Genomic DNA, 13,494 nt, shown 5'->3' with positions numbered 1-13,494 from the left:
GCGAGGTAAAGTCGGCAGTTGACGCGGATTGGCTGCGTTGTTGGTAGGCTGAAGGGAACCGATCGCTCTTCGCGGCGACTATGTATGGAGTGGCAGCGGCCGGTGGAGGTGAGTCGATGGATGATCAGGGCAGAGGCGTGCGGCGTACCGGGCTCGGCATGATGCTGCTGTTCTGGCTGCTGGTGCTGGCGATGGGCAGCTGGTGGTTCCAGGGCGTGCTCGATGAACGGCGCAATCCCAATGCCGGGCTGGTGCATATGATCGAGGGCGATGAACCGGTGACCTTGGCCCGCAACGCCTCGGGGCACTTCGTCGCCACCGGTCGCATCAACGGCGAGCCGGTGGAGTTCCTGCTCGATACCGGGGCGACCTACATTGCGGTCTCCAGCGAGTTGGCCGAACAGCTTGCCCTCGAGGCCGGCCGCACCGCCAGTTTCCAGACCGCCAACGGCCGCGTCGACGGTTTCATCACCGAGCTCGACCGTGTCAGCCTTGGCGGCCTCACCGCCCGCCAGGTGCGCGGCTCGATCAATCCCGGCATGGAGGGTGACAGGGCCCTGCTGGGCATGAGCTTTCTCAACCGCTTCGATATCCAGATCAGCGGCGATCAGATGGTGCTCAGCCGCCCCGAGCCCTGATCCTGGCGATCAATCTCAAGGAGTTGGATGTGACCGAGGATAGGTCAAACGATTCGCCCCGAGGGCGCCGCGCCGATAAGCCGGGCCAGATCAGTGGTCTCGGCTGGCTGGACATCGCCTGGCGCGTCAAGCGCGAGATGAGCGATGACAACATCACCATGCTTGCCGCCGGGGTGGCCTTCTATGCGTTGCTGGCGGTGTTTCCGGCACTGGCAGCGATCATCTCGATCTGGGCGCTGGTGCTCGACCCCTACGACATCACGCGCCAGATTTCTGAGCTGGGACGCTTCATTCCCCCCGGTGCGGCGTCGGTCATCGAGCAGCAGGCCAATGAGATCAGCGAGAACACCGATGCCGGCCTCAGCGTGGCGGCCCTGGTCAGCCTGGTGGTGGCGATGTTCGTCGCCTCCAAGGGCGTGCGCGGGCTGATCCTCGGCCTCAATATCGTCTACGGTGAGCAGGAGCGGCGCCGCCTCGCGCACAAGGTCACGGTGGTCTCGGCGCTGACCGTGGGGCTGATCGTACTGACCCTGGTGACGATTGCCTTTATCGCCGGGCTGCCGCTGGTAATCGGCATGCTGGGCCTGGATAGCACCCTGGTGACCCTGATCAGCCTGCTGCGCTGGCCGGTGTTGGTGCTGATGATGATGCTGGTGATCGCGGTGCTGTACCGCTTCGGCCCCTATCGGCGCTCGCCGCGCTGGGAGTGGCTCAGTGTCGGCACGGTGACGGCGACGCTGCTGTGGCTGCTGGGGTCGTTGGCACTCTCGTTCTATGTGAGCCATTTCGCCAATTTCAGCGAGCTCTACGGTTCACTGGGCGCCGTGGTGGTGCTGCTGATGTGGTTCTGGCTGTCGGCCTTTACGGTGCTGGTAGGCGCCGAGCTCAATGGTGAGATGGAGCGCCAGACACGCCACGACACTACCGTTGGCGAGCCGCGGCCGATGGGCGAGCGCGGCGCCCATGCCGCCGATACCCTGGGCAAGTCGCATTCATGGCGTAAGCGCTGACCCTCGCCGTGCGGCGCGTCTGACGACGATGACGTTGCGCTGGCCGCTAGCCAGGCGGGCCTGCTACCATGGATAAATGAACAGTACATGGCCCGCGCCACCGGCGGCGGCTCCCCTCGACGACCCGCGCTACTACCTGGCCAATTTCCGCTGCGTGCTGGAGTGGGTGGCGGCGCGCTACGCTGACCTGCTGAGCGACGCCGAGCGCGCCTTTATCCACGGCGTCGGCGACCTGCCGATGCCTTCCCAGGCGCTGTTGGCGCGCATGGTGATGCGCCGCGGCGAGCACTTTCGCGTCGCGCGGCTGGCCTATGCCGAGATCGGTGACACCGCCGCCGCCCTGGCGCCGCTGATCGCCGCCGGCTGGGTGGAGGAGGAGCCGCTGCTGTCCCTCGATGAGCTGTTTCGCCACTGGCGCCTGGCCGAGCTGCGCGCAGCGCTGGCCGAGGAGATGCGCGCCGCAGGCCTGCCCGCCGCGACCGGCAAGGCGCGACTACGCGAGGCGCTGGCCGCACGGCTGAGCGCGCCGCGCCGGCTCGGCGAGTGGTGGCCCGCGGCGCCGGACCGCATCGTGCGCATCACCTGCATGGCCCACTGCGAGCGGCTGCGGCTGATGTTCTTCGGCAACCTGCGCCAGGACTGGGCCGACTTCGTGCTTGCCGAACTCGGCATGCAGCGCTACGAGCAGGTGCCGCTGGATCCTGCCTCACGCGCCTTTCAGCGGCGCGCCGAGGTCGACGCCTATCTACAGTTGCACCGCCTGCGCGAGCGCCTCGAGGCCGGCGAGGCCGCCGAAACGCTGTGGCCCGAGGTGGTCTCGAACGCTGCGGATGACGTCTGGGACAGCCCCTGGTTGGCCACGCGGCGCGCCCGGCTGCTGTTCCAGCTGGGCCGCGAGGCGGAGCGCCACGCCAACCCTGAGCTGGCCCTCGAGGCCTACGCTGCGGCGAGCGGCGACCCAGGCGGCGGCGGTGAGGCGCGCATCCGACACCTGCGGCTGCTGGAGCGGCGCGGCGCCTGGCGCGAGGCGCTGACCCTGGCCGAGGCCCAGCCGCCGCTCAGCGAGGCCGAGGGCCAGGCCCTGGCACGGCTGCAGCCGCGCCTGCGCCGGCGGCTGGGGCTGGCCTGTGAGCCAGCGCTGCCGGCGCCTGCCATCGAGCAGTGGACGCTGACGCTGCCGGCGCCCGCCGCGAGCGTGGAGGGCGCCGTGCGCGACCACCTGCAGGACCCGGATGCGCCGGTCCACTACGTCGAGAATACGTTGATCGGCGGGCTCTTCGGGCTGCTGTGCTGGGAGGCGATCTTCGCCCCGCTGCCCGGCGCCTTCTTCCACCCCTTCCAGCGCGGGCCGGCCGACCTGCGTCGCGAGGACTTCGTCAGGCGGCGCCGCGAGCGTTTCGCGGCCTGCCTGGCACAGCTGCACGACGGTCGCTATCGCGCCACCATTCGCCGCCACTGGCACGCCAAGCACGGCCTGGCGTCACCCTTCGTCGACTGGCAAGCGCTCGACGAGACGCTGCTGGAGCGCGCCCTGGCGTGGCTGCCGGCGGCGCACCTGGCGCGGCTGTTCGAGCGCCTGTTGCAGGATATCGGCGCCAACCGCGCCGGCCTGCCTGACCTGATCCAGTTCCTGCCCGAGGCGCCCCAGGGCCCGCGCTACCGGCTGATCGAGGTCAAGGGGCCCGGCGACCGCCTGCAGGACAACCAGCGTCGCTGGCTGGCCTACTTTCATGCCCACGACATTCCCGCGGTGGTGTGCCAGGTGCGCTGGCGGGATGCGTCGTGAACCCGCTGCCGGAAGCGCAACCCTGCTACCGGGTGGCGGTCAGGGCGCTGTGCGATTTCACTGCCCGGGCCGGCGACCTGGACCACCGCTTCACGCCGTCGCCCACCGCCCAGCAGGGCATCGCAGGGCATCAGCTGATCGCTGAGCGGCGCGGGGCGGGCTACGAGAGCGAGCTGAGCCTGCGCGGCGAGGTGGTGGTAGGCGGGGCACGGCTGGTGGTGAGCGGCCGCGCCGACGGCTTCGATCCCGCCGCCCGGCGCCTCGAGGAGGTCAAGACCCACCGCGGCAGCCTGGCGCGGATGGGGGCCAATCAGCGCGCCCTGCACTGGGCTCAGGCCAAGGTCTACGGCGCCCTGCTGTGCCGCGCCCGCGAGCTCGAGCGGGTCGAGCTGGCGCTGGTCTACCTGGAGATCGGCTCGGGGCAGGAGACCCGTCTCACCGAGCCGGCCACGGCTAGCGAGCTGGAGGCCTTCTTCGTCGACCAGTGCCAGCGCTTCCTGGCCTGGGCCGAGCAGGAGGCCGCCCATCGCCGCCGCCGCGATGCCGCCCTGTCCACGCTGCGCTTCCCCCACGCTGACTTTCGCCGCGGGCAGCGCGAGCTGGCCGAGGCGGTCTACAAGGCCGCCGGCACCGGTCGCCAGCTGCTGCTGCAGGCCCCCACCGGGATCGGCAAGACCCTGGGCACGCTGTTTCCGATGCTCGCCGCCATGCCCCGCCAGGGGCTCGACCGCACCTTCTTCCTGACCATGAAGACCCCGGGGCGGCGCCTGGCGCTTGAGGCGCTGCAGACGCTGGGCGTTGCCAATGCCCCAGAGGCGGGGGTTGGCAAGGCGCCGCCGCGGATGCCGCTGAGGGTATTGGAGCTGGTCGCCCGCGACACCGCCTGCGAGCATCCCGGCAAGGCCTGCCACGGTGACGCCTGCCCGCTGGCGCGGGGCTTCTACGATCGCCTGCCGGCGGCGCGTCAGGCGGCGGTGGAGTGCGGTCGCGTGCTCGACCGGCCGACCCTGCGCGAACTGGCGTTGGCCCACGACATCTGCCCCTACTACCTGGGCCAGGAACTGGTGCGCTGGTGCGACCTGACGGTGGGCGACGTCAACCACTACTTCGATACCAGCGCGCTGCTGTTCGCCGCCACCCAGGCTCAGGAGTGGCGGGTCGCGGTGCTGGTCGACGAGGCCCACAACCTGGTCGAGCGGGCCCGCGGCATGTACAGCGCCAGCCTCGACCAGCAGCGCTGCAACGCCGTGCAGCGACGCGCGCCGCCGGCCCTGGCCAAACCGCTGGGGCGCGTGGTGCGGCAGTGGCGTGAGCTGCTGGCCGCCGAGTCGCCCGCCGACGATGAGGCGCCGCGGCTGCTGGAGGCGCTGCCGGCGGGCCTGGTCCTGGCCCTGCAGCAGGCGGTCTCGGCGGTGGGAGACTACCTTGCCGAGCACCCCAGCGGCGAGGTCGACGAGCTGCAGGCGTTCCTGTTCGAGGCGCTGGCGCTGTGCCGGCTGGCGGAGTCGTTCGCCGACCACTCGATCTGCCTGCTGACCCGCCGCGGTCGCGGGCGTGCGACCCTGACGCTGCGCAACCTGATTCCCGCCGACTTCCTGGCCCCGCGGCTGGCCGCCAGCCACACCACGGTGCTGTTTTCGGCCACCCTGAGCCCCGCCGACTACTACCGCGACCTGCTGGGGCTGGCCGACGATGCGGTGTGGTGGGAGGTCGCCTCGCCGTTCGACAGCACGCAGCTGGAGGTGCGCCTGGCGCGGCATCTCTCGACCCGCTGGCGCGATCGCGAGCACTCGCTGGATGGCCTGGTGGCGGTGATCGCCGACCAGTACCGCAGTGCGCCGGGCAACTACCTGGCGTTCTTCAGCAGCTTCGCCTACCTCGACGCGGCGCAGACGCGTCTGGCCCGCGATCACCCCGATATAGCCACCCGCTGCCAGCGACGCGGCATGGATGAGGTGGCGCGCCAGGCCTTCGTCGACGACTTCGTGGCCGGTGGACGGGGGATCGGTTTCGCGGTGCTGGGCGGGGCCTTTGCCGAAGGCATCGACCTGCCCGGGGAGCGTCTGGTGGGCGCCTTTATCGCCACCCTGGGGATGCCGCCGCTAAGCGCCGACAACGAGATACTCAAGGCGCGCCTGGAGGCGCGCTTCGGACGCGGCTTCGACTACGCCTACCGCTACCCCGGCCTGACCAAGGTGGTACAGGCCGCCGGTCGGGTGATTCGCGGCCCCGAGGATCGCGGCGTGGTGGTGCTGCTCGATGACCGCTTCGGCGAGGCCGACAACCTGTCGCTGCTGCCGGCCTGGTGGCGGTTGTCAGGGGCGCCGGGTGACTAGCCGGCGTGTGGCGCTGCCCTGGCGTGGAGGCGTTCGAGCACGTTCACCCCGATGAATCCACCCAGGGCGCCGGTCAGGAAGGCGCCAGCCTCGGTGGCGACCACGGCCATTGGCAAGGCGAGATAACCGACGCCAAGCACGCCGGCAACGTAGGCAATCAGGGCAACGAGAACGCCCTCTAGCATACGTAGCGGCGTCGACACCCGGTGCGCGCCCTTTACGAAGCGCCGGCCGAACCCTCCCAGCGCGCCACCCAGCAAGGCAGTGACGATTGGCCCCCAGGGCACGCGCTGCTCGACGCTTGCCTCACCCCTGAGGCTGCCGGCGACGGCGCTGACGGTAATCGGCGAGAGGCCGGAAGAGCGTAGCTCGAACGTCGCCGTGGACTGATCCGGCGCGATGTGCAGCTCGCTCGGGTCAGCGGTAGCGGGGCCGTCGACGGTCAGGGCGATCGGGGTAGGGCGCGTGGCGTGCAGCGGTTCACCGTGGGGCGCCACCTGCTCGATATTGACGGACATCCGGGCCAGCCCGAGTCCCACCATGCTGGTCGATTCCGGACGTACGTCCAGCCGCGGCAGCGCCTCGAGCTGCAGATTGACATCGGAAAGAGTGGAGTTGACCTCCAGAATGGGGGTCGCCGTCGAGGGCATGAAGTCGAGCACCAGGGACTGCTCGTTGGCCAGCCCTGGGGCCTCGATCAGCAGGGCAGGGGGTTCCTCGCGGGTGGTCAGGCCGCGTAGTCGCAGCCTGATCTCGACAGGCGCTTCAAGCGCCTGTCCAGGCGCGAAATGCTCGGCATCCGAGGGGTAGACGCCGAAGCTCAGCCGGGTGTGGTAGGTGCTGCTCAGCGGATTCCAGATGGCAGGTACCGGACTGGCCACGACGCTGAGACGAAGCCAGGTGGACGCCGTGGATGGCAGCGGCGGCAGCGGCGCGATACCCAACCCCGGGGGCAGCACGACCTCGTCGGACTCGGCCGTGTCGGGCAGGAAGAGCCCGCCCGGCAGCATCTGCCGCTCTTCCGTGGCCAGCCGGCGGGTCTCTACCGTGTCGCTCTTGACCACGAAGGGCTCGCGGGTGGGTACGCTCAGGCTGATGCGCCCAGGCTCCCGTTGCGGCATTATCTCGGCGTCGATATCGCGACCGTCGAGATCCAGCACCCTCAGGCTGTCGACGCTCTGGTCCCAGTCGAAGGCCACCCGCTCGACGGCTTGGCGAGGCGGCGCTGTCTCGCCAGCGAGGGAAGGCGCTTGCGCCCAGGTCCAGGCCGAGGCCCCGGCGAGGCCGGCGGCAGTGATGAGCGACGGCCAGAAGCGGTGGGCGTGACGTTGCATGACGACTCCGCCAGTCAGATCGGGCAGAGCTTCAGTATAGAAGAGCCCCGGCGCCGGCGTGGTGCCCGGGGCCGATCAACGCGCGTCGTGCTGCGAGGGAGCACCGCGAGTGGGCGTGGCGATATCCTCGTCGGCCTCGTAGAGCGCCTCGAGCTCGCGGGCGGCTTCCTGGACGGTCTGGATCTGCTGCTTCTCGTTGCCGAACGCCTCGAGCTGGCGCAGCAGGGTGCGCTCGTCGTGCTCACGGAAGGTATCCACGGTGTGCTGGGCCTGTTCCGCGGGCAGACCCAGCTCGATCAGCAGCTCGCGGGTCAGCTCCAGGCTGGCCGGCAGCATCTCGCGGATCAGCCGATGAATGCCGGCGCGCATCAGGCGGTGGGCGTGATAGCGATTGCGCGCACGGGCGTAGAGCCGCAGGTGCGGGAACTGGCGACGCACCTGCTCGGCGATGCGCAGCGAGGCCTCGATATCGCCCACCGCGATCACCATGATGCGCGCCTTGTCGGCCCCGGCGGCGCGCAGCAGGTCGCTGCGCGAGGCGTCGCCGAAATACACCTTGTTGCCGTAGCGGCGCACGAAGTCGACCTGGTCGGCGTTGATGTCGAGTACGGTATAGGGAATCTTCAGGCCCTGCAGCACGCGGCCCATGATCTGGCCGAAGCGCCCGAAGCCGGCGATGATCACCCGCGGCGAGTCGTCGCGCGGGCTATCGTAGCCGGGGCGCGGCCTGGGGGCGTCGAAGCGCGGTCGAATCCAGCGCACATGCAGCAGAAACAGCAGCGGCGTGGTGGCCATCGACAGCGAGATCACCAGAATCAGCAGCTGCACCAGCTCGGCGTCGAGCATTGCCGCAGCGGCTGCGGCGGTCAGCAGCACGAAGGCGAACTCGCCGCCCTGGGAGAGCAGCACGCCGAGGCTGCTGGCCTCCTTCCAGGACGCGCCGTAGAGTCTTGCCGCGACCAGCACGCTGGTGCCCTTGAGCAGCAGCAGGCCAAGCGTCAGACCGAGGATGGTAAGCGGCATATCGGCGAGCAGGCTGATCTGCGCCATCATGCCCACCGCCATGAAGAACAGTCCCAGCAGCAGGCCGCGGTAGGGCTCGATATCGGCCTCGATGTTGTGGCGGTACTCGGAGTCGGCGAGCAGCACGCCGGCGATGAAGGCGCCCAGCGCCATGGACAGCCCGGCCAGCTCCATCAGCAGGGCGGCGCCGATCACCACCAGCAGGGTGGTGCCGGCGAATACCTCGCGGCTGGCGGTGCCGGCGGCCATGCGAAACAGCGGCCGCAGCAGCAGGCGACCGCCAACGATCAGCACCACGAAGGCGGCGATGGCAAAGGCCACCTCGCGCAGCAGCGGGGCGGCGCCGTCGGCCAGCAGCGCCCCCGCGGCGAGGATCGGAATCGCCGCCAGCACCGGGATCGCCGCCAGATCCTGGAACAGCAGCAGGGCGAAGGCGTTACGGCCGTGGCGGGTTTGCAGCTCCTTGCGCTCGCCGAGCAGCTGCAGCACCAGCGGCGTGGAGCACAGCCCCAGGCTGAACCCCACCACCAGCGCGGCGATGGGGGCCAGCCCCAGCCACCAGGCGCCCAGCGACAGTGCCAGGCTGGTCACCGCGACCTGCAGGCTGCCGAAACCGAATACCGCATGGCGCATCACCTTGAGGCGTGCCGGCTTGAGCTCCAGGCCGATCACGAACAGCAGCAGCACGATGCCGACCTGGGAAAACTGCAGTACCCCTTCGGCGTCGGGCACCAGCGCCAGCACCGAGGGGCCGATCACCACCCCGGCGGCCAGGTAGCCGAGCACTTCACCGAGGCCGAGGCGCTTGCATAGCGGCACGATCAGCACCGCGGCAGCGAGAAAGATCAGGGCGTTGTAGAGCAGGTCGGTGGCCAAGGTAGCATCCGTTGAGCGGTAAACAGGCAGGGGCTGCCATGATAACCCGCCAGGGCCGGCGCGACAGAAGACGTTGTTGCGGCTGTGCAATTCGGCACGACTATGCCTACCATGCACGGGGTAGCCCGTTGAACTGCAAAGGAGAGTGCATTATGGGAATCGAAGTCGGCGGCCTGTTGGGCCTGATCTGGCTGATCATCGTGATATGGGCCGTGGTCAAGGTGGCCAAGAGCTCGGCGGGGCCGGTGGCCAAGCTGCTATGGATCCTGATCCTGCTGTTCTTCCCGCTGGTCGGGTTGATCGTCTGGCTCATGCTGGGGCCGAAAGGGTAGCGCTCGGTGTCGTGAGAGGCAGGACGCCCTAGGTGGCGTTGTCCGCCGATACGACACGATTCTTGCCGGCCCGCTTGGCCCGGTACATGGCATCGTCGGCCAGCTCGATCAGCTGACGATGCCCCATTCCAGGCTGCCAGCGGGCGGCACCAATACTGATCGTGATACGACCTGCCCCAGCGGGGCAGATCGTTCGCGCGATGTCGTTGCACAATCGCTCAGCCATCGTCAGCGCCTGCTCTGGCGTGACCCGCGAGATGATGACCATGAACTCCTCCCCGCCCCAACGCCCCCAGCAATCCTGCTGACGCAGGCGTCTTTTTATCAAGCCAGCGACGTGCACGATGACGTCGTCTCCGACGCTGTGGCCATGCTGATCGTTGATCGCCTTGAAATCGTCGATATCCATCAACAGCAGAAACAGAGGGTCGCCACTCTGGGCGCTCTGCGCAATGGCCTCGGCGAGGGCGACATCCAGCCGGTAGCGATTCCAGCAGCCGGTTAGTGGATCGCGGTGGGCGAGCCGTCTCCAGCGATCATTGGTGCTGATCAGCTTGCGGTTGGCGTGCATGATGTCGATCACCGATAGCGCCACCCCGATATCGTCGGCAAGGTCCTGGGCGGTGTGGGCTTCGATTGCCAGCCAGCTGGCATGCTGGCTGACAGCGTCACTATCAGGGCAATGGCTCGGTTGATGCGGCCTGAAGAGCACGAGCCAGCCAATCGTGACCTTGTTGACGGTCATGCATATGGCAAGCAAGTCGCCGTATCGTGAGCGCGGTAGGGCCGCCGAGAGGTTGGCGGGCAGGTCGCTCAAGGTGGAGGTGCGCCGAGTTCGCTGCATGGCCGCCAGGGCTGATTTCAACTGCGACAGCGCCCCTGCCGGTGGCGTAGTTCCCCTCATCACTTGCCTGTCATTCAACAGCAGGGCGACGCCCTGGGCCCGCAGCAGCGATAGCCAGTGATCGCCGTGGCGCCTGACCAGCTCACTGGCATCACGCATCTGGCGTATTTCGTTGACGATCAGGCGCCGCCTGGCCTTTAGCTGTTCGCGGTGATGCTCGTAGCGCAGCGACTTCAGGTAGCGCAAGCGCTGGCCGGCGATATTCAGCATCAAGGTCAGCAGCTGCCGTGTTGCAGCTGTCAGGTGGTCCGCATGGCATCGCACGACCCCCCAGTGAGGTGAGTCTTTCGGGAGGGGCAGGGGCCGGTTCTGGTCGACCGCGGCGTTCTCAAAGGGAGATGGAGGGGGAGCGTCCAGAGGCGACGCGACATGGTGAATGAGGTGGGCTTTGCCATCCGGGTGGTAGCGATAGAGTGCCACCGGGCGCTGCCCGGTAAGCTCGAAGAGCAGCTCGCCCAGGCGCTGGAGAATGGCATCCTGGTCGGTTGCCATGCCGAGCCATGTCAGCTCCGGGAGCAGTGTCGCCAGATCATGAAGGCGAGGCTGAGAGAGTAAAGGGTCTACACTCATGTCCATCCCCCTCGGCGTGCTGCGAAACCTCGGCTAACGCGGGCACTGTTCGTCCCACCCCTGCGCCAGGCCTGCACCGCGATCGTATGTGTCCCGGATACAGCTGGTGGATTAAACCACTAGTTTAACCACCAATTGAATTTTAGTTCAACTCGAGTTGAACCAATGCTTCACATTCGCCGCATGGATGAAAAAAGATTGTTTGCCGAGCGGTTGAAGCAGGCCATGCGGGAGGCGGGGTACGATCCCAGGCCTTCGATACTGGAGCGCGAATTCAATCTGCGTTTCTGGGGCAAGCCCATCACCTTCCAGGGCGTGCGTCGCTGGCTGCGCGGTGAGTCCCTGCCCAGCCAGGATAAGTTGATGGTGCTGGCCCAGTGGCTGAAAGTGGAGCCGCAGCAGTTACGTTATGGGGCCGCGGATAACCAGGGCGTGGGTGAACCGCCGCCCGCCTGGAGAGCAGAAATGAGTGATGAGGAGCGCGAGCTGTTGGAGACCTACCGGGCGCTGCCTGAGCAGCAACGCGATACGCTCCGACAGGTAGTGACCGCGTTGGCCATAGCGTCAGGCGTCAAGCCACGCTGACCCGGGCCTGGGTGGCCCGGTGGCTAGGCTCGAAGCCTGGCGTGGCGGTAGCGATCAGTCGGTCGTGGGCTTTCTGTAATGCCCGGGAATCTTGACCCGTTCGCCATTCGGGAGCTGACGCACGTGGGTAGGAACATAGACGCGTTCGATGATGCTCTTGCTCATGGTGACATGGCCTCCTAACTCAGTCGTGCCCCCCACTGAGGGCAGTGATCACGATGACTGATACCTCATTAGTCTGCGCCTGAAAGCGGCGATATTTCAATATCCGCATGCGACACCTGAGACGCATTCGCGACGGCCCAGGGCAGAGCTGGTCGGATGGATTCACTGAATCCCCCGGAGTCGCTCAGTGCAGCGGCGAGGCATGGCGCATGAAGCGTACCGGTGGGCGGTACTTGTCGCTGGGTGAGGCCTGGCGCGAGGGCAGCACCCGCCAGCCACGCTCGCGGGCCCAGCGCTTGAGCGAGCGAAAGTCGATCAGCGGGTTGGCGTTGCTGGTGTAGGGCGTGTCGGCGGGGAAGGCTAGCGCAATATAGGTGTAGTAGGCGGTGGCACTTTCCTGCTCGTGGGCCGCCAGGGCGCGGTCCAGCGCGTGTTGCCACTGTCGTGAAACGTCCTGCTCGATTGCCAGAGATGCGCTCATGGCAGTGCCCTCCATCAGGGTGGTCGGCATCCGTTGTGCCTATCGCATGGCGGTAGGGGCAGCAGACGGTGGGTCGGTCAGTCGTGGGTCATCCTTGTACAACCTGGTGCGAAGACTGCCCTCCCGCGGGAGGGCAGAGCATGGCGCTTGGTTCAATCCCAGCTCAGCGCGCCGCCCACCTGATACTCGGTGACGCGGGTCTCGAAGAAGTTCTTCTCCTTGCGCAGGTCGATGATCTCGCTCATCCACGGGAAGGGGTTCTTGGCCCCGGGGTACTGCTCCTTCAAGCCGATCTGTGCCAGGCGGCGGTTGCAGATGAAGTGCAGGTACTCCTCCATGATCGCCGCGTTCATTCCCAACACGCCGCGGGGCATGGTGTCGCGAGCGTAGGCGATCTCCAGCTCGGTGCCCTCGATGATCATCTGGGTCACCTCGTCCTGGAACTCGGGAGTCCACAGGTGCGGGTTCTCGATCTTGATCTGGTTGATCATGTCGATGCCGAAATTCAGGTGCATCGACTCGTCGCGCAGGATGTACTGGAACTGCTCGGCGACGCCGGTCATCTTGTTGCGACGGCCCATGGAGAGGATCTGGCTGAAGCCGCAGTAGAAGAAGATGCCTTCGGTGACGCAGTAGAAGGCCACCAGGTTGCGCAGCAGCTCCTGGTCGGTCTCCGGGGTGCCGGTCTGGAAGTCGGGGCGCGACAGCGACTGGGTGTGCTTGAGGCTCCAGGCTGACTTGGCGGCTACCGAGGGCACCTCGCGGTACATGTTGAAGACCGCGCCCTCGTCCATGCTCAGCGACTCCACGCAGTACTGGTAGGCGTGGGTGTGGATGGCCTCCTCGAAGGCCTGGCGCAGCAGGTACTGGCGGCACTCGGGGTTGGTGATCAGGCGGTAGAGGGCCAGCACCAGGTTGTTGGCCACCAGCGAGTCGGCGGTGGAGAAGTAGCCCAGGCTGCGCTCGACGATGCGCCGCTCGTCGGCGGTGAGGCCGTCCTGGCTCTTCCACAGCGCGATGTCGGCGTTCATGTTCACTTCCTGGGGCATCCAGTGGTTGGCGCTGCCGTCCAGGTACTTCTGCCACGCCCACTCGTACTTGAACGGCACCAGCTGGTTCAAGTCGGCGCGGGCGTTGATCATCTGCTTGTCATCGACCTCGATGCGCGCCGCGCCCATCTCGAGTTCCTCGAGGCCGGCGGCCACGTCGAGCTCTTCAAGCGACTTGCGCGCCCGCGCCAGGCGCTCCTCGTCGGCGGTCTGGTAGCGGTTGCCGGTACCGCCCTCGGGCGCCTCCTCGGCGCTCGGCGCCGGCGCGGGCTTGGCCGGCGCGGGCTTGGCCGGCGCGGGCTTGGGTGCCGCGTACTGCGGGCTGGATTCAGCGACCGCGCTGTCGTCCTCGTGGAATTCGTCCCAGTTCAGCATGTTCTTCCTCTTTCCTCGGAGGTGCAGGAG

11 protein-coding genes are annotated in these 13,494 nt (G+C 67.6%); 6 read left to right on the top strand and 5 right to left on the bottom strand.

Going from position 1 to position 13,494, the window contains the following annotated elements; translation table 11 throughout:
• Positions 1 to 116: 116 nt before the first annotated feature.
• From QC821_RS08065 to QC821_RS08050, 4 genes are all read left to right on the top strand, one after another.
• Complete coding sequence (locus tag QC821_RS08065) at positions 117 to 638, top strand: retropepsin-like aspartic protease family protein (RefSeq protein ID WP_309719442.1); 522 nt, start codon at positions 117 to 119, stop codon at positions 636 to 638.
• A gap of 29 nt (positions 639 to 667) precedes the next feature.
• Positions 668 to 1,648: a YihY/virulence factor BrkB family protein gene (locus tag QC821_RS08060; RefSeq protein WP_309719439.1), complete on the top strand. Its 981-nt coding sequence runs from the start codon at positions 668 to 670 to the stop codon at positions 1,646 to 1,648.
• Between the two features lie 76 nt (positions 1,649 to 1,724).
• On the top strand, positions 1,725 to 3,434 hold the full coding sequence (locus QC821_RS08055) for a VRR-NUC domain-containing protein (protein ID WP_309719437.1): 1,710 nt from the start codon (positions 1,725 to 1,727) through the stop codon (positions 3,432 to 3,434).
• Positions 3,431 to 5,770, top strand: a complete 2,340-nt coding sequence (locus QC821_RS08050; protein ID WP_309719434.1) for an ATP-dependent DNA helicase — start codon at positions 3,431 to 3,433, stop codon at positions 5,768 to 5,770. Before QC821_RS08055 ends, QC821_RS08050 begins: the two co-directional genes overlap by 4 nt.
• Here the strand turns inward: QC821_RS08050 and QC821_RS08045 are convergent.
• Both QC821_RS08045 and QC821_RS08040 read right to left on the bottom strand, forming a co-directional pair.
• Entirely contained in the window at positions 5,767 to 7,104 is a 1,338-nt protein-coding gene (locus tag QC821_RS08045) for a YrzE family protein (protein ID WP_309719431.1), read from the bottom strand. The two genes, QC821_RS08050 and QC821_RS08045, sit on opposite strands and share 4 nt — an antisense overlap.
• Positions 7,105 to 7,179: 75 nt before the next feature.
• Positions 7,180 to 9,003: a monovalent cation:proton antiporter-2 (CPA2) family protein gene (locus tag QC821_RS08040; protein WP_309719429.1), complete on the bottom strand. Its 1,824-nt coding sequence runs from the start codon at positions 9,001 to 9,003 to the stop codon at positions 7,180 to 7,182.
• A 152-nt stretch (positions 9,004 to 9,155) separates the two neighbouring features.
• On the opposite strand from QC821_RS08040, the gene QC821_RS08035 reads away from it, so the two are divergent.
• A complete protein-coding gene (locus QC821_RS08035) occupies positions 9,156 to 9,335 on the top strand; it encodes a PLDc N-terminal domain-containing protein (RefSeq protein WP_309719426.1) in 180 nt (59 codons plus the stop codon).
• Positions 9,336 to 9,363: 28 nt separating this feature from the next.
• Here the strand turns inward: QC821_RS08035 and QC821_RS08030 are convergent, their stop codons facing one another.
• Positions 9,364 to 10,809: a GGDEF domain-containing protein gene (locus tag QC821_RS08030; protein WP_309719422.1), complete on the bottom strand. Its 1,446-nt coding sequence runs from the start codon at positions 10,807 to 10,809 to the stop codon at positions 9,364 to 9,366.
• Positions 10,810 to 10,974: 165 nt separating this feature from the next.
• On the opposite strand from QC821_RS08030, the gene QC821_RS08025 reads away from it, so the two are divergent.
• The gene (locus QC821_RS08025; RefSeq protein ID WP_309719419.1) at positions 10,975 to 11,394 is read left to right on the top strand and encodes a transcriptional regulator; all 420 of its coding nucleotides are present in this window, start codon (positions 10,975 to 10,977) and stop codon (positions 11,392 to 11,394) included.
• Positions 11,395 to 11,743: 349 nt separating this feature from the next.
• Here QC821_RS08025 and QC821_RS08020 read toward each other — a convergent pair whose 3' ends face one another.
• Together QC821_RS08020 and QC821_RS08015 are read right to left on the bottom strand one after the other, a co-directional pair.
• Positions 11,744 to 12,040, bottom strand: a complete 297-nt coding sequence (locus tag QC821_RS08020) for a hypothetical protein (protein WP_309719416.1) — start codon at positions 12,038 to 12,040, stop codon at positions 11,744 to 11,746.
• A gap of 152 nt (positions 12,041 to 12,192) precedes the next feature.
• Positions 12,193 to 13,464 carry a ribonucleotide-diphosphate reductase subunit beta gene (locus QC821_RS08015; protein ID WP_309719414.1) on the bottom strand — a complete coding sequence of 424 codons (1,272 nt, stop codon included), beginning with the start codon at positions 13,462 to 13,464 and terminating at the stop codon, positions 12,193 to 12,195.
• Positions 13,465 to 13,494 lie beyond the last annotated feature (30 nt).

Source organism: Franzmannia qiaohouensis, assembly GCF_031451695.1.
GTDB classification, from domain to species: Bacteria; Pseudomonadota; Gammaproteobacteria; order Pseudomonadales; family Halomonadaceae; genus Franzmannia; species Franzmannia qiaohouensis.
The sequence above is the reverse complement of the archived record's forward strand: the minus strand, read 5'-3'. Positions and strand labels throughout refer to the sequence as shown.

Bases quoted from the DNA above. Each gene is read 5' to 3' on its own strand.
- QC821_RS08025 (WP_309719419.1), top strand. From the start codon at position 10,975: ATGCTTCACATTCGCCGCATGGATGAAAAAAGATTGTTTGCCGAGCGG.
- QC821_RS08055 (WP_309719437.1), top strand. From the start codon at position 1,725: ATGAACAGTACATGGCCCGCGCCACCGGCGGCGGCTCCCCTCGACGAC.
- QC821_RS08035 (WP_309719426.1), top strand. From the start codon at position 9,156: ATGGGAATCGAAGTCGGCGGCCTGTTGGGCCTGATCTGGCTGATCATC.
- QC821_RS08020 (WP_309719416.1), bottom strand. From the start codon at position 12,040: ATGAGCGCATCTCTGGCAATCGAGCAGGACGTTTCACGACAGTGGCAA.
- QC821_RS08045 (WP_309719431.1), bottom strand. From the start codon at position 7,104: ATGCAACGTCACGCCCACCGCTTCTGGCCGTCGCTCATCACTGCCGCC.
- QC821_RS08015 (WP_309719414.1), bottom strand. From the start codon at position 13,464: ATGCTGAACTGGGACGAATTCCACGAGGACGACAGCGCGGTCGCTGAA.
- QC821_RS08030 (WP_309719422.1), bottom strand. From the start codon at position 10,809: ATGAGTGTAGACCCTTTACTCTCTCAGCCTCGCCTTCATGATCTGGCG.
- QC821_RS08065 (WP_309719442.1), top strand. From the start codon at position 117: ATGGATGATCAGGGCAGAGGCGTGCGGCGTACCGGGCTCGGCATGATG.